Genomic DNA, 21,554 nt, shown 5'->3' on the forward strand with positions numbered 1-21,554 from the left:
CGCGGATATGATCGCGGTGGTCATTTTCCGCCCGGCCTGTCACTCTGCCCGCAAACGAAAAGGAGACACCGACATGAGCGTTACAGACCTGCGCCCCAACATGGAACACTGGCCCGAACGGGTGGATCTGGCCGCCGCCTTTCGCTGGACAGCGCGGCTCGACATGCACGAGGGCGTCGCCAACCACTTCAGCCTTGCGCTGAACGAAGACGGCACGCGATTTCTGATGAACCCCAACCAGATGCATTTCTCCCGCATCCGGGCCAGCGACCTCATCCTCGTGGATGCCAACGATCCCGAAACGCTGACCGGCCCCAACGCCCCCGACCCCACGGCCTGGGGCCTGCATGGCGGGCTGCACCGGCACTGCCCGCACGCCCGCTGCGCGATGCACGTCCATTCGATCTTCGCCACCGTTCTGGCGACGCTGCAAAACCCCGAACTGCCCCCCATCGACCAGAATTGCGCGACCTTCTTCAACCGCTGCGCGGTGGACAGCGACTATGGCGGCCTCGCCTTCGAGGAAGAGGGCGAACGCTGCGCCGGGCTTCTCGACGATCCCAGAAAGAAGGTGCTGATCATGGGCAACCACGGCGTGATGGTGATCGGCGACACCGTGGCCGAAACCTTCAACCGCCTGTATTATTTCGAGCGCGCGGCGGAAACCTACATCCGTGCGCTGCAAACCGGCCAGCCGCTCAAGGTGCTGCCCGACGCCATCGCCGAAAAGACCGCGCAGGAACTCGAGGACTACCCCGAGCAGGATGTGCGCCATCTGGCGGAGCTCAAGGCCATCCTCGACAGCGAAGACTCCGATTACGCAAGCTGAGATAGGGGGCAAGCGCCGGGGCGGGTGACACCACCCCGGCGCGTCCGGCGTCACCTCTGATCGTCGCGCTTTCCAAACTCGGTTTTCAACAGGGACGCGATCTTTTTCCCCGCGCCCCGCAGGGCGGATTCGACATCCGCATCCTTGTGGGTCACGGTCTGCGGCGGCATCCCCTCGGGCCGCGCCTCGACGGTGCATTGGATATCGTCCGGTCCACCCTTCTGGGCATTTTCGTCCGCCAGATGAACCTCGATCCGGGACAGCCGCCCGGTCAGATGGCCGAGCGCCGACGTGACGAGGTCTTCGGCCACCTCGGCCAATCGGTCATCTCCCTGAATATTGGAATCTGTATTGAACTGAAACTGCATCGCGGTCTCCTTCATGCCTGTCTTGTATCACATTTGTCAGGGATATCCCCTGTCTCACCCAGCCCGATCCGGGCACCTGAGCAGGTGCGGGCCGGGCTTCAGAAATCGAACAGCTCGCTGAGGAAGGATTCGCGGCGCTCTTTCTTGGACGCACGCGGGTCATAGCTTCCGTGGGCACTGACCCCTGCCCGGTCATGATCCGGCGCCTGCCGCGGCTCGGCAGCGCGTTCAATGATCTTGTCCAACTCGCCGCGATCCAGCCAAACCCCGCGACAGTGCGGGCAAAAATCAATCTCGACGCCGCTCCGATCCGAAATCATCAGGGTTTCGCCATCAACTGGGCACTTCATGTCATGGTCCTCTCGCTGTCTTCACAAAACAAATATGCATCGCCGGGCAATTTCCAACTTGCGCGCCCGGGATTTTTGCACGGGCGCGGTGCCCAGCGCTCGGGCCGCGCTCCTTCGGGCCGGTTCTGACCGGCTTAGCCGGCCGTGGCCTGAATCGCGATCGCGCCCGCGTAGATCACCAGAAGCGCGACACTTTCCAGCCCGATCCGCCATGGCCCCATGCGCTGCCGCAGGATCAAACCGCCCAGCAGCACGCCGGTCATCAGGATCGCGGTGACGGTCCAGAAATAATCCTCCATCCCCGCCGCGTGATAGAGAGAGCCGTCACGATACGTCACATCCGCCGCCGTCAGGAACAGCGTGTCGAACGTGTTTCCGCCGATGATTCCGCCCACGGCCAGTTGCAGCGCCCCGCGCCGCACCGCCGCGACGGTGGTGACAAGCTCGGGCAGGGAGGTGACGACCGCCGTCGCCAGCGCCCCGACGAGCGATTCCGAAAAGGCCATGCGCCCGGTGATCTCTGCGGCGGTCTTGGCAATGACCCAGCCCGCCACCCCCATCACCGCCATCAGCGCGAAGAAGGACAGGAAAAGCCGCGCTGTGCTTGTCCGCCGCGTCTCTCCATCTTCTTTGTCGGGGCTGTCGGTTCGGGTCTCCCGTGTTGAGACAGGCCGCCACATCGGCGTTTCGCGCAGATCGCGCGTGGCGAACAGCGCAAGGATATAGATCACTGGAATCGCCAGCGACACGGGATGCACCGCAAAGATGGTAAACTCTGTCACGTTCACTGCCAGCAGGGGCAACGCCAGAAGAACGATCAGCACGACAGACTGAAAGATATTCGCCAGCTCCGCCGCGGCATGTTCCAGATTGGCCTTGCGATAGGTCACATCGGCCACCGCAAGAAACGCCGTCTGCGCGGCAATCCCACCGATGCTGTTGGAATAAGCCAGCGAGGCAAACCCGTCATACGCCGCCGTGATCGACACGATCGTTCCGCTCAGCGATGTCGCCGCGCCCAGCAGAACCGCCCCCGTGATCGCTTCGCCAAGCCCGGTGCGGTCCGCCAACTTGTCGGCCAACCCGGTCAGGCGCAGACCGCTGATAAACACCACCAGCGCCGCGACCGCGAACCCGGCAAACAATCCCGATGTCGACCATTGCGCCAGCATGGCGGGCCTCCAGTTGCAAAGCGATCCTTTCAGGAGAGGTGCAGAACCGCAAGCCACCGCGCGTATCGCCCGCGCACGGCGTTTTGAACCGATGCAAGCGCAAAACACCTTTGAAATCCGCGCGCGCGTGCCATCTAATGGCATAGGGAACTGATGATGGAGACGAGACGCGCATGCCCAACTATCGCAAAGATCCCGAGGCGATTGCCCGCCTCACCCCCGAACAATACCGGGTGACGCAGGAAAACGGCACCGAACGGCCCGGAACCGGGCCACTTCTCAATAACAAGGCGCCGGGAATTTACGTCGATATCGTGTCCGGAGAGCCGCTTTTCGCCTCTTCGGACAAGTATGAATCCGGCTGCGGCTGGCCCAGCTTCACCAAGCCGATCGAGCCGGCCCATGTGGCGGAGCTTCGGGATGACAGCCTCGGCATGAGCCGCGTTGAGGTCCGAAGCGCCCAGGGTGACAGCCACTTGGGCCATGTCTTTCCCGACGGCCCGCGCGACCGTGGCGGGCTGCGCTACTGCATCAACTCGGCCTCATTGCGTTTCATCCACCGCGATGACATGCAAGCCGAAGGCTATGGCGACTATCTCGATCAAGTGGAGGACATCTGATGGCCGAAGAACGCGCCGTTCTGGCGGGGGGATGTTTCTGGGGTATGCAGGATCTGATCCGCAAACGCCCCGGTGTGCTGCGCACCCGCGTGGGCTATACCGGCGGGGACGTGCCCAACGCCACCTATCGCAATCATGGCACCCATGCCGAGGGGATCGAGATCATCTTCGATCCCGACATCACGTCCTATCGCGACATTCTGGAATTCTTCTTCCAGATCCACGACCCCACCACGCCCAACCGGCAGGGCAACGATCTCGGCATCTCCTATCGCTCCGCGATCTACTACGTCGACGACCGGCAGAAGGAGATCGCGCTGGACACCATCGCGGATGTGGAGGCCTCTGGTCTCTGGCCCGGAAAGGTCGTCACCGACGTGGAACCCGTGGGCGATTTCTGGGAGGCCGAGGAAGAGCATCAGGACTACCTGAAGAAGCATCCGCGCGGCTATACCTGCCACTTCCCGCGCCCCGACTGGGTGCTGCCCCGCCGCAAGAGCGCCTGACCCCGACAGGGGGCGCTCCCGCCCGTCGTCAGGGCATTGAAAATGCCCCTCCTCCCGTTGGGCCCGGCACCGCGCCAGATCGGCGCGGTGCCCGCCGCGCTCCTCTCACGGGGCCTGCGCGGCTGGTCTCTGATTTACTCCTTCTTTACCCCGCGAGCACCGTTCGTTCTGTTCATCATGGCGCCGCAGCGCCTCATCGCGAAATCGATACCGACGCAATACCGAAAGCCGGTTTTCGGGGAAATTCAGCCCGTTAACCCGAATCCTCGGCCGATTCGCCGGAATCTGCCACCTCGCGTCGTTCCACCCCTTCACTTATTCCTAATTTTGAATATATAGGGCCGCAGAATTCATCGCGCGATCCAAGGACCCACCCATGACTCTTCCCGCCCTGACCCGCCCCGATCTCTCGCGGTATTTCCCGATCCTGCAATGGTCGAAGACCTATGACCGCGAAACGCTCACCTCCGATCTGGTGGCGGCTGTGATCGTGACGATCATGCTGATCCCGCAATCGCTGGCCTATGCGCTTCTGGCCGGGCTGCCCGCAGAGATGGGGCTCTACGCCTCGATCCTGCCGCTGATCGCCTACGCGGTCTTTGGCACCTCGCGCGCGCTGGCGGTCGGGCCGGTCGCGGTGGTCTCTCTGATGACGGCCGCCGCCGTGGGCAATCTCGCGGTTCAGGGCACCGCCGAATATATTGCGGCGGCGATCACGCTGGCCTTCATCTCTGGCGTGATCCTGACGGTGATGGGGCTGTTTCGCCTTGGATTCATTGCCAATTTTCTCTCTCACCCGGTGATCGCGGGATTTATCACCGCCTCCGGCGTGCTCATCGCGACCTCGCAGTTCAAGCATATTCTGGGGGTGGACGCGCATGGCCACACCCTTGTGGATCTGGCCGCATCGCTGTTTGAAAACCAACATCTGACGAACCCCATCACGCTCTTTATCGGGCTGGGCACGGTCGCCTTCCTGTTCTGGGTCCGTAAGGGGTTGAAGCCCCTTCTGCTCGCCACCGGACTGAAGCCCCGTCTTGCCGACATCCTCGCCAAGGCCGGCCCTGTGGGCGCTGTGGTGATCACCACGCTGGCCACATGGGCCTTTGGTCTCGCCGACAAGGGCGTGAAGATCGTGGGCGAAGTGCCGATGGGCCTGCCGCCACTTACGCTGCCCAGTTTCTCGGCCGACCTGTGGGGGAGCCTCTTTGTCTCCGCCCTGCTGATCTCCATCATCGGGTTCGTGGAATCGGTCTCCGTCGCGCAGACGCTCGCCGCCAAGAAGCGCCAGAGAATTGTTCCCGATCAGGAACTTATCGGCCTCGGAACCTCCAATATCGCCGCCGCGATGAGCGGTGGCTACCCGGTCACCGGGGGCTTTGCCCGCTCTGTCGTGAACTTCGACGCAGGCGCGGAAACCCCCGCCGCTGGCGCCTTCACGGCGGTGGGAATCCTGCTGGCGGCACTGCTTCTGACGCCGCTACTCTACTTTCTGCCGCAGGCCACGCTGGCCGCCACGATCATTGTCGCCGTGCTCAGCCTCGTGGATTTCTCGATCCTCACCCGCACATGGAGCTATTCGAAGGTGGATTTCACCGCCGTTGCGGCGACCATTTTCCTGACCCTGACTCTCGGGGTCGAAGTCGGCGTTTCAGCCGGTGTGATCCTGTCTGTGGGCCTGTTTCTCTACAAGACCTCGCGCCCCCATGTGGCCGAGGTCGGACTTGTCCCCGGAACGCAGCATTTCCGCAATATCCTGCGCCATGAGGTGATCACTCACCCGAATGTGGTGACCCTTCGGATAGACGAAAGCCTCTACTTCGCCAACGCCCGCTTTCTCGAGGATTACCTCGTGGACCGCGTGATCTGCGATCAGCCGATCCGGCATGTGGTACTGATGTGCTCTGCCGTGAATGAAATCGACATGAGCGCGCTGGAAAGCCTTGAGGCGATCAATCACCGCTTGTCTGACATGGACATCACCCTGCATCTGTCAGAAGTGAAAGGCCCCGTGATGGACCGCCTGAAACGCAGCCATTTCCTCGACGATCTGACCGGGCGGGTGTTCCTATCGCAGTATGATGCGATGCAGGCGCTCACCCCGAAGCACGAGACCGGGTAAGTCGTAACCCCCTTGACCGGAAGGGTTTACTCAAGTCCCTCCGGCTTGCCGACGACCACGAAATGCAGGTCTTTGGGCCGCAGGATACGCTCTGCGACGCGCTTGACATCTTCAACAGTGACCGCGCGCACCTTGTCGTTGCGTGTGACGATATAGTCTGTGGAAAGATTGTCCATCTGCATCCCCACCAGAATATCGGCGATCCGTCCATTGCCATCAAACCGCAGCGGATAGGCCCCGGTCAGATAGGTCTTGGCGGCCTCAAGCTCTTGCTCGGTCACTCCCTCCTCCGCCATTCGCGCCCACTCCTCGCGGATCACGCTGATCGCTTGCGCGATACGGTCGTTGGCCGATGCGACGGAGCCTTGATAAAGCGCCTCAAGATCCTTCGGTACGAGATAGGAATAGACACCATAGGTCAGGCCACGTTTCTCGCGCACCTCCTGCATCAGGCGGCTTTCAAATCCGCGCCCGCCGAGAATATGGTTGAGCACGTAGGCGGCAAAGAAATCTGGATCATCCCGCGCGATACCCTGATGCCCGAACACCGCCACCGATTGCGGTGTGTCAAAATCGACAACCGTCACGCCACCCTCGAGCTGGTAGTCCGCCTTGTCCGGCATCGGCGCCCCGTGTTCGGGAAGATCCCCCAGCAGGGCGTCAAGAAGCTCACCAAGCTCCTCCGAAGTGATGTCGCCCACCGCGCTGACATAAATCCGGTCCCGCGCCAGCGCCGCGCCATGAGCCTCCTGCAAATCCTCGCGGGTGAGCGCCGAAACACTGTCCTCGGTTCCATTTCGGGACGATCCGTAGGGGTGGTCGCCAAATGCCAGCCGGTCGAAGGTCATACCCGCAATCGTGTCGGGATCCTTGGCGTTGGACCGGATGTTCGAAATCACCTGTGCGCGAACCCGCTCCACCGCATCTTCGTCAAACCGCGGGGAGATCAGGCTGTCCCGCAGAAGCGCAACCGCCGCATCGCGCTTTTCGGTCAGAAACTGTGCAGAAACGGAAACCGTATCGTCGGACGCATCATAGTTGAACCGCGCCGCGATTTCCTCTGTCTGACGGGTGAACGCGCGAGCATCCATATCCGCTGCCCCCTCCTCCAGCAGCGCGGTCATCAGGTTCACGGCCCCACGCTTGCCGGGCGCATCCAGGGATGCCCCCCCACGGAATCGCAGTTCGAGTGCGACAAAGGGAATGGAGTGTTCCTCCACCAGCCATGCGTCAATGCCCCCCGGAGAGGTCACTTCCTGCACCTCGATTTCCGCCCGGGCGATTGTCGATGCCAAAAGCAGCGCGAAGGTCAGAACAAAGCGGATCATTGCGTCATCTCCTCTTCCGACATGAGCCAGCCCGTTACCGATTTGCGCCGGTCGAAAACCATGCGTGCGGCGGCGATGACATCCTCCGCCGTGACAGCGTCAAGAACATCAGGCCATTCCTTTACGTCCTCGACCGTCAGGCCCTGCGCCAGCGCACCGCCATACCGGTTGGCGAGAGATTCCACACTGTCGCGAGAATAGATTTGAGAGGCTCGAATTTGCGTCTTGATCCGGTCGAGATGTTCGGCGTCCACCCCGCTTTTCACGAACTCTTCCAGCGCCGCATCCATGGCGTCCTCCGCGTCCCGAAGCGTGACACCTTCGGACGGCACGACGACAAGGTTGAATGTCGTATCATCAAGAGACTGACCTGAATACCAGGCCGAAGTATAGACCGCCTGTCGTTCCTCGAACTGGAGTTTCTCGGCCAGGACAGAGGTCGTGCCCCCGCCAAGCAACTCCGCGAGAATGGTCAGGGCCGCGGCTGCCTCCTGTGCGCCGCTGTCGCGTTCGGGGGCAAGGTAGGATCGGCTGACATACGGCTGCGCCACGCGCGCGTCACGGAAAATCATGCGCCTTTCAGAGGTTTGCGGCGGCTCCTGCGGACGCGCTCTTTCGCTCAGATCAGGATTGGCCGGGATCTTGCCATAATACTCCTCTGCCAGCGTTCTGACCGCATCGGGTTGCACGTCGCCCGCCACCACGAGGATCGCGTTGTTGGGCGCATAGAATTCGCCATAGTAGGCCAGAGCATCCTCTAGAGACAGCTTCTCCATTTCATGTCGCCAGCCAATGATAGGCACACCATAGGGATGGTTGAGAAACTGCGCGGCATTCCGTTGCTCGCGGAACAGGGCGCCGGGGTTGTTCTCAACCCGCTGGTTGCGCTCTTCAATGATCACGTCACGCTCTGTCAGGATGTCCGCTTGATCAAGCGACAGGTTCACCATCCGGTCGCTTTCCATCCGCATCATCAGTTCGAGCCGATCAGCCGCGACACGCTGAAAATACCCGGTGTAGTCATAGCTGGTGAAGGCGTTATCCCGCCCGCCGTTGGCGGCCACGACTTCGGAGAATTCACCGGGGTCCATTGTCTCGGTCCCTTTGAACAACAGATGTTCGAGGAAATGCGCCACGCCAGAGCGTCCGGGGCGCTCATCCGCCGCCCCGGCACGATACCAGACCATGTGGACCACCACCGGCGCGCGATGGTCCTCGACCACTACCACCTGCATTCCGTTGTCCAGCGTGAAGTCGGTCACAGCTTCATCGGCATGAAGCGGCAGCGCCGCAAATAACGCTGAAATCGCGCCAGCCAGATATCGTCTCATTCGCGAGGCTCCCGTTCTCGTGTCACCCTCACAGATACGTACCCGCCCTGACGAAGCAAGCCGATCAACGCGAATGTGACAGGATCAGCGGCGACGCGGTGGTGCCGATGGCGTCTTGGCCCCGGCCCGGCGCCAACGCTCAAGTTCCCTGAAGGCATCAAGGTGCATCCGGCGATAGGCACGATTGTAATGATCCGTTCGAACCAGCCGGATCGTCGTGAACCGGGCCCGGCGCCTGCGGAAATCGGCATCTTCCTCGGCAAGAGCCTGTCGGATGTCGTCAGTCATACCGTAGCGGGTTGTATACTGGACAAGGCCGGAATCGGCGCGCGCCACACCCGGCCCGGGCTCCCTCGCCTGCGCACTTCCGCCCAACGCGGCAGCCGCATCGCCAAGCGGATTCTGATCCGTTCGATTACTGCCACCCGGCGTTGGCGTCGGCAGCGCGGCGTAGCTTTCGGGCTGTTCGATCGGCTTGCGGGGCAGAATACGGAATTCATCCGGCCCATTGCCATCATGCGACAACTGCCGCAATCCTTCGTCGCCGCAGGCGGCCAACGTCAGCACAAGAACCAGAATTACCGCACGCGACATCACCATCGCCTCACTCCAGATTATTCGCTTCAGCATTATCGCATTGCCGCGCCCGCGTCACGGGGCCTTTTTCGCTCCGCCAAACACAATCAGGCCTATCGCGCCCGCAAAGATTGCGACATCCGCAACGTTGAACGCAAACGGGTTCTCGATACCGCAACACGACATGTTGAGAAAGTCCGCAACAGCCCCATAAAGCAGCCGGTCCACAACATTTCCCATGGCCCCGCCAATCAGCACACCGCCCGAGATCAATCCCCAGCGCCCAGGTCGCTCCCGGCGCATCCAGACCACGACGAACGCCACCACCGCCAGCGCGATGGCAATCAGTATCCACCGCGCCGCATCACTATCACCCTGAAACAGGCCAAAATTGATGCCGCGATTCCACGCCATACGCAGATTCAGATACGGTGGAAAAACGTCCATTTCGCCCAGCAACCGCAGGTTCAGCAGATGCACCACAAGGTATTTGGTAGCCTGATCGACAAGAAAGGTCCAGAAGGCGGACCAGAACACAAGACGCATGGCGTCCTCCTTCGCTACCCCCAGTGTGGCGCCCCTAGTGGCGGAAATGGCGCATACCCGTAAACACCATCGCAAGCCCGGCCTCATCGGCGGCCTTGACCACCTCATCGTCGCGCATGGACCCGCCCGGCTGGATGACCGCCGTGGCCCCAGCCTCGGCGGCGGCCAAAAGCCCGTCAGGGAACGGAAAGAACGCATCGGACGCAACCACCGACCCGTGGGTGAGCGGTGCGGAAAGACCAAGCGCATCGGCCATGTCCTGCGACTTGCGCGCAGCGATACGTGTCGAATCGACCCGGCTCATCTGCCCCGCACCGATTCCGACGGTCGCGCCATCCTTCACATAAACGATGGCGTTGGATTTCACATGCTTGGCAACCTTCCAGGCGAAAAGCATGTCGGCAAGCTGCTGGTCAGTGGGACTCTTCTTCGTCACCGACGTAAGCTCGTTCGGGCCGATATGACCACTGTCCTTGTCTTGGACGAGGTATCCGCCCGACACTTGCCGCACCGTCCGCGCCGCGGCCAGCGGATCAGCCATCCCTGTCGTGGTCAGAAGGCGCAGGTTCTTCTTCGCGGCGAAGATCGCCCTCGCATCATCGTCCGCGCCGGGTGCGATGACAACTTCTGCAAAAATACGCGTAATCTCTTCCGCCGTTTCACCGTCAAGCGGCTGGTTGAGTGCAATGATTCCGCCGAAGGCGCTGGTGCGATCGCAGTCGTAAGCGCGCGAATAGGCCTCCTTCAATGTCGCGCCCCGCGCCACGCCGCAGGGGTTGGCATGCTTGATGATCGCACAGGTGGCACCATCTCTCGGATCGAACTCGCTCACAAGTTCAAAGGCGGCGTCGGTATCGTTGATATTGTTATAGCTCAGTTCCTTGCCCTGATGCTGAACCGCATTGGCCACGCCGGGCCGGTCACTGCCGTCGATATAAAACGCCGCCGCCTGATGCGGGTTCTCACCATAGCGCAGGGTCTGCGCAAGTGTTCCGGCGAAGGCGCGGCGGCGTGGTGCCGCCATTCCGACAGCCCCGGCCATCCAGGTGCTCACCGCCGCATCATAGGCCCCGGTGCGTGCATATGCGATTTGCGCCAGTCGTTGCCGGAAGACCCGCGTGGTGCCGCCCCCGGTCTCGTCCATCTCCGTCAGCAGCGTCTCGTAGTCCTCCACATCGACGACCACCGTCACGTCACCGTGGTTTTTCGCTGCTGCCCGGATCATTGCCGGCCCGCCAATGTCGATATTCTCGATGCAGGTTTCGTAATCGGCGCCGCTCGCCACGGTCTCTTCGAACGGATAAAGGTTCACCACCAGAAGATCTATCGGTGCGATCTCGTGGTCTTCCATCGCCGCGATATGCTCGGGATTGCCACGCAGCGCCAGAAGCCCGCCATGCACCTTGGGATGCAGAGTTTTCACCCGCCCGTCCATCATCTCGGGAAAGCCCGTCAGATCGGCCACGTCCCTGACCTCAAGACCGGCCTCGCGCAATGCCGTGGCACTTCCGCCGGTGGACAGAAGCTCCACACCGCGCTCGGCAAGTGCCTTGCCGAGATCGGCCAGGCCGGTCTTGTCGGAAACGGAAATCAGGGCACGGCGGATCGGGGTCATCTCGGTCATGGGGTCAGCGCATCCAAAAAAATCAGGTTGTCAGATCGGGGTCATCGCGGTTCAGGTCCCGGATCGCCAGCGCGGTTTCCTGCGCCTTGGCCAGAGACCACCGGATGCGCGTCGCATACTCCAATACGACACCGGATAAAACGATCTGTTTTGTCGCGCGAGGCTTGAGTCGGCCCTTTTCAAGAAAAACACTCGGATCGAGAGAGATATGGGCCGTTCCGTCATGCCGGAAAACCCATACTTCGCCGCTCTTGAGCGCGATGGAAACCGCCAGCCCGCCCATATCGAGGGTCGCATCCGCCTCCGGGTGAAGGTGAAACCGGATCTGAAAGGGGACTCCTTGCAGGGATTTTGCGTCAAGAGCTCTTTCAAAGCGGCGTTTGGCTGAATCGTCCAAAGCAACAAGAAGATCCTCACCGGCCAGCCCCCGCCCATCGAAAGTAAGTTCGAGCGTGCGCGCATGCGTGAGGCCGTGTGTCGAAACATATCCGTCATGCCCGCCTTCGAAACGAATGCCGTCAGAAGCCTGACTCATCTCGATCGGCACGTCCTTGGGTGCATCCACGAGTTGCTCGTCACGCCAGCCCTTCCCGCGGCCCGCCTCTCCCAGCCGGGCACTGGAATACCCGTCCAGCGAAAGGGTGGAATGTGACGGGGTGGCCCGCCCCGCGCGGCGCCAGTCCTCGCCGAATGCCACGCCGGAACCGCAGTTCACAATCAGCGGTCGCCGCCCCGACGTCAGTTCGAACGCCAGCGTCGACGCATGTGCGTTGATCGAGCTGGCACCCGTTGGCGGCGGGCTTGCATCCACGATCACGCTCGTGCGTCCCGCGGACAGGCGGGCATACCCCATCGAAAGACCTCCAGGGTGCCGGGTCTTGATGTGAGACGCCGCCAGCGCATGATCGAGCCGTCCTTCAAGCCCGCGCCCTCCCCCGTGAAACCTTGCCAGGCTCCCGTCCGAATGGCGCAGCGTCCGCAACGTCGGTGCTATCCGCTCGATCGCCTTCAGGTGCTCCGGTCCCACCTCGCGCCCTGCATCATTCAGCGCCGCGGAGGCCCATGTCAGAAGGGTGAAGACGTCCAGAAGCTCCTCGGGATTGCGGGTTGGAATCCCACCCTGGTCATCGACCTGGTTGCGGCATTCCCGCTCCAGAGCACGGATCGCTGACGGTACGTGACGCTCCAGCCCCTCCAGCGCAAGCCCGGCATAGATCAACCCCGTCAGTGCCTCGAAGCGCGGCAGACCAGGTGCCGCCTTGTGCCAGCGTTTGGCAAGGAACCGTGTCTGCTGCCCAAGCGATTGATAGAATTGGCGCGACGAGTCCGAATCCTGTCCACGCAACACGAAAAGCGCATGGTTGATCCAGCGAATAAGCCGCCGCCCGGTCAGGTCAGGCGTCCAGCCCGGACCCTGCCCGCGCCCATACCGATCAATCCATTGCCACAGCCAAACCTGAGCGCGCTCCCGGGTCAGAAGGTCACCGACAGCCGCCAGATCGTCGAGCCACCCGAACCCGTGCAACTCGCGTTCGAACACATCGTCAGGTGAGGCGATGTCCCAGATTGACGTCTCCGGTGCCGTCACCAGATGCCCCGCAAAGAGGAAATTACCTGCAAGAAGCTGCCGTCCCTTGGCAAAGGTGCCGATGGTGCGCGGCTCGGGCATGACATTGAAACATGTGGCAGAGCGGGCAAGCGTGCTCAGCCGTGCATGAACACGGTGCATCAGCCGCGTCCAGCGGGCTGAAAATCCGTTCGGATTGGACATCTGCTCTGCCTCTACGCTCTGAGGGCGCCTTGTGAGAGACACTACTCCGAACTCCGCGCAAAGTCACCGATTGAATCAGAGGAAATGGATCAACCGTCAGGTCGATCCTTGCGCAGACAAACGATATAGAACCCGTCCATGCCGCCCTTGTCGCCCCAATAATCCGGGCGCAGACGAAGCCCGCCTTCCGGTGTGACCCACTCAGGCTCTATTCCCGGCCGATCAAGCGCCGCGCGGTCCACACGCAAACCCCGGTGTCGCGCAAGGGCGTCTTCTGTCTGGCACTCACCCTCATCGGGTAAAAGCGAACAGGTGCAGAAAACCAGCCGCCCGCCGGGTTTGAGCAGGCCAAGCGCATGATCCAGCATCGCGGCCTGCAAATCGATCAAGGCCCCAAACTCGCTTCCGTCCTTGGCGTGTGGCAGGTCAGGATGACGCCGGATCGTGCCGGTGGCAGAGCAAGGGGCATCAAGAAGAATGGCGTCCCACGCCCCGCCCTGATCCATCACGTCACCCACGACCACCTCGGCGTTCAGGCCCGTGCGCGCCAAATTCTCCTCCAGCCGCGCCAAGCGCGTGGCCGACGCATCCACCGCGCGCACCTGCGCCCCTGTCGCCGCGATCTGAAGCGTCTTTCCCCCCGGAGCGGCACAGAGGTCGAGCACTTTCTCCCCCGGCTTCGGATCGAGCACCTGCACCGGAAGCGCAGCAGCGGCATCCTGCACCCACCAGGCCCCCTCGGCAAATCCCGGCAAGGCCGAGACCTGCCCGGCGCCCGTCAACCGAACGCTGCCGGTTGGCATGCGCTCGCCTCCCAGATCGCGTGCGACGGCATCTGAATCATCCTTCGGGCTGAGATCGAGGGGCGCGCCCGTAAAATGCGCGGATTCCATCGCCGCGACGACCTCTGCGCCATAGGCTTCTGCCAGCGGATCGCGCAGCCATCCCGGCAGTCGCGGTACACGCATCTTGGGCCATGCCTCGGGGCCCGTTTGCGCAACCTTGCGCAAGATCGCGTTCACTAGCCCCTTCATCGTGGCAGTTCGTCGTCCCCGTGCAACGATCTCGACCGCGGCATTGACCACCCCATGCGCCGCGCCGCCCTGACAAATCTCGACCGTGGCCATCCGAAGCACATTGCGCACATTCAGAGGCGGTTTCTTGGTCAGGTGTTTCTGTAAGATCCTGTCCGCGCGCTCCAATCCCCGAAGGGTATCAAGCGCAAGACGCTGCGCCCGTGCCCGATCAGCCGGCGTCAGATGGTCAAGCGCCCCGGCCCCGACGATCTCTGCCATCAACCGCCGCTCGCCCAAAACCTGATCGAGCAGATGAACGGCACTGCGCCGTGCCTCGATCCCCACCTGAGACATCGGAAAACTCCCTCAAACCTTGCCCTCAAGGGACGGGCGCGTATATCAAGGGGCACTTCAGAAAGGAACCCCGCCAATGGTTGATACGCTAGACGCTACCCGCAAGGATCTGCCCCCCGCCGCGCAGCGCGCTCTCGCCGAAGCCGAGGAACGCCGCCGTAAAGATGAGAAAAAGCCGCTGCCAACCGAATTGGGCGGGCGCGACGGGCCGGAACCCGTCCGCTATGGCGATTGGGAAAACAAGGGCATCGCCATCGACTTTTGAAGTGTGATGCCCCTGACCGCCCCTTGTCAGAGGATTCCGGGCAGGTTCAAACCATTTTCGCGCGCGCAGTCTCGGGCAATCTCATAACCGGCATCGGCGTGCCGCATCACGCCGCTGGCCGGATCGTTCCACAGAACCCGCCCGATTCGCCTGTCGGCATCTTCGGTTCCATCGCAGCATATCACGACGCCGGAATGCTGGCTGAACCCCATGCCAACGCCGCCGCCATGGTGCAGCGACACCCATGTCGCACCCGACGCGGTATTCAGCAGCGCGTTGAGAAGCGGCCAGTCCGAAACCGTGTCGGAACCGTCCTGCATCGCCTCGGTCTCTCGGTTGGGGGACGCCACCGATCCACTGTCAAGGTGGTCACGCCCGATCACGACCGGCGCTTTCAACTCGCCATTGCGCACCATTTCGTTGAAGGCGCGCCCCAGCTTGTGCCGCTGGCCGAGGCCAACCCAGCAGATACGCGCCGGCAATCCCTGAAAACTGATCCTCTCCCGCGCCATGTCGAGCCAGTTGTGCAGGTTCGGATCGTCGATAAGCTCCTTCACCTTCTGATCGGTCTTGTAGATGTCTTCCGGATCTCCCGACAATGCGACCCAGCGAAATGGCCCGATCCCGCGACAGAACAGCGGCCTGACATAGGCCGGCACGAATCCGGGAAAGGCAAAGGCATCCTCGAACCCTTCTTCAAAGGCGACCTGCCGGATATTGTTGCCATAATCGACAGTTGGAATCCCCATCTTGTGGAACTCCACCATCGCCTCCACCTGCACCCGCATGGAGGCGCGCGCCGCCTCCTCCACCGCGTCGGGATTCTGCTCTCGCGTCGCCTTCCAGCGGTCGATCGTCCAGCCCTGCGGCAAATAGCCGTTCACCGGATCATGCGCCGAGGTCTGATCGGTCACGAGATCGGGCTTCGCCCCGCGACGGAGCAGCTCGGGGTAGACATCCGCCGCATTGCCTAGAAGCGCCACGGATTTCGCCTCTCCCGCCTTGGTCCAGCGGTCGATCATCTCAAGCGCCTCATCGACGCTTTCTGTCTTTTCGTCCACGTATCGGGTGCGCAGGCGGAAATCTATTGAATCGGGGTTGCACTCCACCGCGAGACAGCAGGCACCGGCCATCACCGCCGCCAATGGCTGTGCGCCGCCCATGCCCCCAAGACCGCCGGTCAGGATCCACTTGCCGGTCAGATCCCCATCGTAATGCTGACGTCCGGCCTCGACGAAGGTTTCATAGGTGCCCTGAACAATGCCCTGGCTGCCGATGTAGATCCACGAGCCGGCCGTCATTTGTCCATACATCATGAGCCCCTTGCGATCGAGCTCGTTGAAATGCTTCCAGTTGGCCCAATGCGGCACGATGTTGGAATTGGCGATCAGAACACGCGGGGCATCCTTGTGTGTGCGGAACACACCCACAGGCTTGCCCGATTGTACCAGAAGAGTCTCATCCTCTTCCAGTTCGGTCAGCGCCTCGACAATCTGATCGTAGCATTTCCAGTTTCGCGCCGCGCGCCCGATCCCGCCATAGACGACAAGCTCCTTCGGGTTCTCCGCCACATCCGGATGCAGATTGTTCATCAGCATCCGAAGCGGTGCCTCTGTCAGCCAGCTTTTCGCGGTCAGCGTCGTGCCTGTCGGTGCCTTGATCGTGCGATCTTCATATCGGTTCATGCTCATGCGTCGCCTCGCAGGTTTGGGGCCAGATCGGCCAGGTCTGTCAGAATGGTTTTCAACAAGCGCCGCAGCGGTTCGGCCCGTTCTGCACGCCAGGTCCAGGGCGGCTCTTCGTCCATATAGGCGGCCTGCGCGATCTCCATCTGGATCGCGTGCCAACCTTCTGAGGGTCGGCCATAGTGCCGCGTGGTCCACCCACCCTTGAACCGTCCATTCAGGACAGAGGTATAACCCTCGGCGGCGCGGCAAAGCCCGTAAACCGTCTCTTCCACGCGCGCGTCACAGGTCGTGCCCATATTCGTGCCCACGTTCAAATCCGGCAGGCGGCCTTCGAAGAGAAAGGGAATATCTCCCCGGATCGAATGGCAGTCATAGAGGATCGCAACGCCGTGCATGTCCCGCACACGGGTCAACTCGGCCTCCAGAGCCCGGTGATAGGGCCGGAAATACGTCTCCAACCGCGCGTCGATATCGGCCTCGTCGGGTACCTGCCCATCGCGCCAGATCGGGGCGCCGTCAAAATTCGTCTCCGGGATCAACCCGGTGGTGTTCTGACCGGGATAGAGCGATTCGCGGGCCGGGTTGCGGTTCGCGTCGATCACGTAGCGGTGGAACGTCGCCCGCACCGAAGTCGCCCCCTCCAGAAGCCCATCGTAGAGGTCATGGATATGCCAGTCGGTATCCGACAGCTCCAACCCCCTTTCATTGAGCCGCGCCTTAATCTCTTTCGGCACATATGTGCCGGTGTGGGGCAGGCCAAGTACGATCGGGCTATCCCCGCGTGTGACCTCCACCGGCATCATGGCATCAACTCCGGCAAGACTCCTTTGGGAATCGTGTCATTGAGTGCCCCACTCACCACAAGATTCGCTGCCGCCGCCAGATCGGGCGCGAGGTAGCGGTCCTCCTTGAGGGATGGCACATCTTCCCGCAGTCGCGCCATCACGCGTTGAAGGCTGTCGGAGGTCTTGAGCGGGCCGCGAAGCTCCACACCCTGTGCGCCCGCCATCGCCTCTATCCCGATGATTTGCGCCAGATTGCGTGTCATCAGAAGCAAGCGCCGCGCCCCGTGACAAGCCATCGACACATGGTCCTCCTGATTGGCCGAAGTCGGGGTGGAGTCCACGCTCGCCGGATAGGCAAGCTGCTTGTTCTCGCTCATCAGCGCGGCCGAAGTCACTTCGGCAATCATCAACCCTGAATTCAGCCCCGGCGCCGGCGTCAGAAAGGCGGGCAATCCGAAACTCAGTGCCGGATCGACCAGAAGAGAAATGCGCCGCTGACTGATCGCGCCGATCTCTGCCACGGCAAGCGCAATCTGATCGGCGGCAAAGGCCACCGGCTCGGCATGGAAATTTCCCCCCGACACAGTGGTGCCATCCGACAGAACAAGCGGGTTGTCGGTCACGGCGTTCGCCTCGATCACCAGTTTGCGTGCGCACTCGCGCAGCAGATCAAGCGCCGCCCCCGCCACCTGTGGTTGACAGCGAATGCAATAGGGATCCTGCACCCGTTCATCGCCTTCCAGATGGCTGTCGCGTATCTCCGATCCGTCCAGCATCCATCGCAGCGCCTGTGCCGTGTCGATCTGTCCCTGATGGCCTCGCAGCGCGTGAATTTCGGGATGAAACGGCGCGGAACTTCCCATGGCCGCATCTGTCGAAAGCGCGCCGGAAATCAGCGAAACCTTGTAGGCACGATAGGCCCGAAACAGCCCCGCCAGCGCCAGCGCAGTCGAGGTTTGCGTGCCATTGATCAGCGCCAGACCCTCCTTCGCCGCAAGCGTCATCGGCGTCAGCCCCGCAGCCTTCAGCGCCTCGGTGGCAGGCAGGCGCCGTCCCCCATGAAACGCCTCTCCCTCACCGATCATCGCAGCAGCCATATGGGCAAGCGGCGCGAGGTCCCCGGACGCTCCGACAGACCCCTGCCCCGGAACAACCGGGATCACACCGCATTCCAGCATGTCTTCGATCTGCGCCACGAGTTCGGGCCGCACACCGGACGCTCCGCGCCCCAGAGACATCAGCTTCAGCGACATCATCAGCCGGGTGATGTTCTCATCAAGGGGCTCGCCCACCCCACAACAATGGCTGAGGATCAGATTGCGCTGAAGCGTCTCGGTATCCGCCGTGTCGATGCGGATCGAGGCCAGCTTGCCAAAGCCGGTGTTCACGCCATAGACCGGCTCATCGCCTTCCGCGATCCGTGCGATGGTTCGCGCCGCCGCCGCCACCTGTTCCGCGCAGGACGGATCAAGTCGCACCACGGTGCCATTCCAGTAAATGTCGTGAAGATCTGCCAGCGTCACACGACCGGGTCTCAGTGTCAGCGTCATTGCGCGTATTCCCCTTTGAAATACCGCCGCCACAGCGGGTTGAACCCGATCCGGTAAACCAGTTCGGCGGGACGCTTCACATCCCATATCGCCAGGTCCGCGGAAGCGCCCGGCATCAGAGTGCCCACTTCCCCCTCCAGCCCAAGGGCCTTTGCAGCATTCGCCGTTGTGCCTTCGATACACTCCGGCACGGTCATGCCGAACAATGTCGCGCCCATGTTCATCGTCAGCAGCAGCGATGTGAGCGGCGCGCTCCCCGGATTGCAATCGGTCGCCAGCGCCAGCTTCGCCCCCGCCTCGCGCAGCGCCTTCATCGGCGGAAGCTGTGTCTCGTGCAGGGTATAGAACGCACCCGGCAAGAGCACCGCGACCGTCCCGGCCTCGGCCATCACACGGGCATCCACATCACTCAGGTATTCCAGATGATCCGCCGACAACGCCCCATAGCGGGCCGCGAGCGCTGCCCCGCCCAGATCCGAAAGCTGCTCGGCATGAAGCTTCACCGGCAGCTCCAGTTCTGCGGCAAGATCGAATACCTGCGCGATTTCTTTCGGGGAGAAGGCGATATGCTCGCAAAATCCGTCCACCGCATCGACCAGGCCTTCGTCATGCGCCGCACGCAACCCCGCAATCACCACGTCATCCAGATACCCTTGGCGGTTTTCCCGATACTCAGGCGGCAGCGCATGCGCGGCAAGGTAACTTGTCCTGACCCGCACCTTCCGTCGCTTTTCCAACTGCCGCGCCGCACGCAGCATGTTCAACTCGCCCTCGATCGTCAGCCCATAACCGGACTTCACTTCCACGGTGCAGACACCTTCGGTCAGCAGGTGATCAAGCCGGGGCAACGCCGTCTCAACCAACTCCTCTACGCTCAGGGCATTGGTCGCTGTGACCGTTGACAGGATGCCACCGCCGGCCTGCGCGATTTCCGAATAGGATCGGCCTTCCTGCCGCATCTGGAATTCCAGCGAGCGCTCACCGCCATGCACGATATGTGTATGACAATCCACCAGCGCCGGCGTGATCAGCCGTCCGCCGCAATCGACACGTTCATGTGCATCCGAAACCGGTGCCCCTGCCTCGGGCCCACAGTAGGTTATCCGCCCAGAACGGGTCAGCACACAGGATGTCTCGGCATTGTCCGCATCGGTCAGGATGGCGTTGGTGAAGGCTACGGTATCGGTCAAGGTCGCCGCCTTTCTGTCTGTTTGGGTTGAGGCCCGATGAGTTCGCGCTATTTTGTATATATAAATACAAACCCTATGCGCCGGTCAAGTCACATATCCAATTGCGTAGGGGCACCCAGCGCACTCTCTGCCGGTTCGGCAAAGCGCGCGTGATGGGCGTCCCAATGGGCTGGAATCACTCAGATTTCCGAGGAAAGTCGTTCGATCACACCACGATAGGCGGCGGTCAGACGGTCGTGGTCCTTGTGCTGCCCGCCCCGAACCACGTGGCGGCCAGCAGACCAGACATCGCGAACCATCGAATCATCCCCGGCGAAAATGAAGCTGTCGAGAAGCTGGTCCTGCGTGCGATTCACCAGATGCACCGATCCGGGATCGAGCGTCAGCAGATCAGCCTGCTTGCCCGGTGCGATCGCGCCGCAATCACGCCCGGCCGCTGCCGCACCGCCCTTCAACGCGTGCTCGAACAACATCCTCCCCGTGGACTTGTCCGGCGTGGCGAACACCGCCCTGCGATTGCTTGTCAGACGCTGTGAATATTCTAGCGTGCGCAACTCCTCCGACAACGAGATGCGAATATTGGAATCCGATCCGATCCCGATCCTCCCATTTGCCGAAAGATAGTCGATCCCGTTGAATATTCCGTCGCCCAGGCTGCTCTCTGTTATCGGGCAGAGCCCTGCTGTCGCCCCCGTTCGCGCAAGGGCCACAGTCTCGTCATGCGTCATGTGTGTGCAATGGATCAGGCACCAACGCGCATCCACTTGCGCGTTATCCAACAACCATTCCATCGGTTGCACGCCGGTCGCAGCGAAGACTTCCTCGATCTCGGGAATCTGCTCCGCGATGTGCATGTGGATCGGTCCGTCGGGCCGAAGCGTTGCTGCCTGTGACAAACCTTGTGAGCTGACTGCGCGTAACGAATGGGGCGCCACACCTAGCACGGTATCGTGTGGCAACGGCGAAAGCGCCCGCTCTGCCCCCTCCACAAGGATGGCAAACCGCTCCGGGTCATTGCCGAACCTGATCTGGCCGGGACCAAGGGCGCGCTGATCAAGACCGCCATACTCATATAGAACCGGCAGGAGTGTAAGCCCGATGCCTGAAGCATCCGCCGCCCCTGCAACACGTTCCGACATCTCCGACAAACTGGCATAGGGCACGCCTCCCGGCTGATGGTGCAAATAGTGGAATTCCACCGATGCGGCATACCCGGCTTCGAGCATCTCCATCTGCACAAAGGCGGTGATGGCTTCCACATGCTCCGGCGTCAGTTGATCGAGGAAACGATACATCACCCTGCGCCAAGTCCAGAAACTGTCTGTCGGGCTGTCTCCGCGCCCTTCGGTCAGACCGGCCATCGCCCGCTGAAACCCATGACTGTGTATGTTGGCAGGCGCGGGCAGCAGGATACCAACCTCTTCAGCCCGGTCGGGCTTGGCGTCCGCCTGCGTGACGCTGGAAATTCGCCCGTCCGAGCCAATTTGAACCGTGACATCACGGGCCCAGCCCTCTGGGAGCAAGGCATCTCTGGCAAAAATCGTCTGGCTCATTCTGGCCCCC

20 protein-coding genes are annotated in these 21,554 nt (G+C 62.0%); 5 read left to right on the top strand and 15 right to left on the bottom strand.

What is annotated here, in order from left to right; translation table 11 throughout:
- Nucleotides 1–73 precede the first annotated feature (73 nt).
- Nucleotides 74–829, top strand: coding sequence for a class II aldolase and adducin N-terminal domain-containing protein (locus BMW66_RS10060; RefSeq protein ID WP_093118039.1), 756 nt, complete (start codon nt 74–76; stop codon nt 827–829).
- A 50-nt stretch (nt 830–879) separates the two neighbouring features.
- Here BMW66_RS10060 and BMW66_RS10065 read toward each other — a convergent pair whose 3' ends face one another.
- The 3 genes from BMW66_RS10065 to BMW66_RS10075 all read right to left on the bottom strand — a co-directional run bounded on the left by BMW66_RS10065 (nt 880) and on the right by BMW66_RS10075 (nt 2,719).
- Nucleotides 880–1,197, bottom strand: coding sequence for a hypothetical protein (locus BMW66_RS10065; protein WP_093118095.1), 318 nt, complete (start codon nt 1,195–1,197; stop codon nt 880–882).
- Nucleotides 1,198–1,295: 98 nt separating this feature from the next.
- Nucleotides 1,296–1,547, bottom strand: coding sequence for a TFIIB-type zinc ribbon-containing protein (locus BMW66_RS10070; protein ID WP_093118041.1), 252 nt, complete (start codon nt 1,545–1,547; stop codon nt 1,296–1,298).
- Between the two features lie 134 nt (nt 1,548–1,681).
- Nucleotides 1,682–2,719: a sodium:calcium antiporter gene (locus BMW66_RS10075; protein ID WP_093118043.1), complete on the bottom strand. Its 1,038-nt coding sequence runs from the start codon at nt 2,717–2,719 to the stop codon at nt 1,682–1,684.
- Nucleotides 2,720–2,892: 173 nt separating this feature from the next.
- Between BMW66_RS10075 and msrB the strand changes: the two genes are divergently transcribed.
- From msrB to BMW66_RS10090, 3 genes are all read left to right on the top strand, one after another.
- Entirely contained in the window at nt 2,893–3,339 is a 447-nt protein-coding gene (gene msrB / locus BMW66_RS10080) for a peptide-methionine (R)-S-oxide reductase MsrB (RefSeq protein WP_093118045.1), read from the top strand.
- Nucleotides 3,339–3,845 carry a peptide-methionine (S)-S-oxide reductase MsrA gene (gene msrA, locus BMW66_RS10085; protein ID WP_093118047.1) on the top strand — a complete coding sequence of 169 codons (507 nt, stop codon included), beginning with the start codon at nt 3,339–3,341 and terminating at the stop codon, nt 3,843–3,845. The genes msrB and msrA overlap by 1 nt, the downstream gene beginning before the upstream one ends.
- A gap of 376 nt (nt 3,846–4,221) precedes the next feature.
- Nucleotides 4,222–5,967, top strand: coding sequence for a SulP family inorganic anion transporter (locus BMW66_RS10090; protein ID WP_093118049.1), 1,746 nt, complete (start codon nt 4,222–4,224; stop codon nt 5,965–5,967).
- 26 nt (nt 5,968–5,993) lie between these two features.
- On the opposite strand, the gene BMW66_RS10095 is transcribed toward BMW66_RS10090, so the two are convergent.
- The 7 genes from BMW66_RS10095 to BMW66_RS10125 all read right to left on the bottom strand — a co-directional run bounded on the left by BMW66_RS10095 (nt 5,994) and on the right by BMW66_RS10125 (nt 14,513).
- Nucleotides 5,994–7,295, bottom strand: coding sequence for a M16 family metallopeptidase (locus BMW66_RS10095; RefSeq protein ID WP_093118051.1), 1,302 nt, complete (start codon nt 7,293–7,295; stop codon nt 5,994–5,996).
- A complete protein-coding gene (locus tag BMW66_RS10100) occupies nt 7,292–8,626 on the bottom strand; it encodes a M16 family metallopeptidase (RefSeq protein ID WP_093118053.1) in 1,335 nt (444 codons plus the stop codon). Before BMW66_RS10100 ends, BMW66_RS10095 begins: the two co-directional genes overlap by 4 nt.
- Nucleotides 8,627–8,710: 84 nt before the next feature.
- Nucleotides 8,711–9,256, bottom strand: a complete 546-nt coding sequence (locus BMW66_RS10105; protein ID WP_245729439.1) for a DUF3035 domain-containing protein — start codon at nt 9,254–9,256, stop codon at nt 8,711–8,713.
- Between the two features lie 21 nt (nt 9,257–9,277).
- Nucleotides 9,278–9,748 (bottom strand): signal peptidase II, encoded by a 471-nt coding sequence (lspA, locus tag BMW66_RS10110; protein WP_093118055.1) that lies wholly within the window; start codon nt 9,746–9,748, stop codon nt 9,278–9,280.
- Nucleotides 9,749–9,782: 34 nt separating this feature from the next.
- A complete protein-coding gene (gene purH, locus BMW66_RS10115) occupies nt 9,783–11,372 on the bottom strand; it encodes a bifunctional phosphoribosylaminoimidazolecarboxamide formyltransferase/IMP cyclohydrolase (RefSeq protein WP_093118057.1) in 1,590 nt (529 codons plus the stop codon).
- A 22-nt stretch (nt 11,373–11,394) separates the two neighbouring features.
- Complete coding sequence (locus BMW66_RS10120) at nt 11,395–13,143, bottom strand: heparinase II/III family protein (protein ID WP_093118059.1); 1,749 nt, start codon at nt 13,141–13,143, stop codon at nt 11,395–11,397.
- 89 nt (nt 13,144–13,232) lie between these two features.
- Nucleotides 13,233–14,513 carry an RsmB/NOP family class I SAM-dependent RNA methyltransferase gene (locus tag BMW66_RS10125; protein WP_093118061.1) on the bottom strand — a complete coding sequence of 427 codons (1,281 nt, stop codon included), beginning with the start codon at nt 14,511–14,513 and terminating at the stop codon, nt 13,233–13,235.
- A gap of 76 nt (nt 14,514–14,589) precedes the next feature.
- On the opposite strand from BMW66_RS10125, the gene BMW66_RS10130 reads away from it, so the two are divergent.
- Nucleotides 14,590–14,778 carry a DUF1674 domain-containing protein gene (locus BMW66_RS10130; RefSeq protein ID WP_093118063.1) on the top strand — a complete coding sequence of 63 codons (189 nt, stop codon included), beginning with the start codon at nt 14,590–14,592 and terminating at the stop codon, nt 14,776–14,778.
- 26 nt (nt 14,779–14,804) lie between these two features.
- Here the strand turns inward: BMW66_RS10130 and hutU are convergent, their stop codons facing one another.
- From hutU to BMW66_RS10155, 5 genes are all read right to left on the bottom strand, one after another.
- Nucleotides 14,805–16,469, bottom strand: coding sequence for a urocanate hydratase (gene hutU / locus BMW66_RS10135; RefSeq protein ID WP_093118065.1), 1,665 nt, complete (start codon nt 16,467–16,469; stop codon nt 14,805–14,807).
- Nucleotides 16,466–17,269 (bottom strand): N-formylglutamate deformylase, encoded by an 804-nt coding sequence (hutG, locus tag BMW66_RS10140; RefSeq protein WP_093118067.1) that lies wholly within the window; start codon nt 17,267–17,269, stop codon nt 16,466–16,468. Before hutG ends, hutU begins: the two co-directional genes overlap by 4 nt.
- Nucleotides 17,266–18,801 carry a histidine ammonia-lyase gene (gene hutH / locus BMW66_RS10145; protein WP_175483209.1) on the bottom strand — a complete coding sequence of 512 codons (1,536 nt, stop codon included), beginning with the start codon at nt 18,799–18,801 and terminating at the stop codon, nt 17,266–17,268. Before hutH ends, hutG begins: the two co-directional genes overlap by 4 nt.
- Nucleotides 18,798–19,991: an imidazolonepropionase gene (gene hutI / locus BMW66_RS10150; protein WP_093118069.1), complete on the bottom strand. Its 1,194-nt coding sequence runs from the start codon at nt 19,989–19,991 to the stop codon at nt 18,798–18,800. The genes hutH and hutI overlap by 4 nt, the downstream gene beginning before the upstream one ends.
- Before the next feature lie 179 nt (nt 19,992–20,170).
- The gene (locus BMW66_RS10155; protein ID WP_093118071.1) at nt 20,171–21,544 is read right to left on the bottom strand and encodes a formimidoylglutamate deiminase; all 1,374 of its coding nucleotides are present in this window, start codon (nt 21,542–21,544) and stop codon (nt 20,171–20,173) included.
- Nucleotides 21,545–21,554: the final 10 nt, after the last annotated feature.

This window comes from Salinihabitans flavidus (genome assembly GCF_900110425.1).
Lineage (GTDB): Bacteria > Pseudomonadota > Alphaproteobacteria > Rhodobacterales > Rhodobacteraceae > Salinihabitans > Salinihabitans flavidus.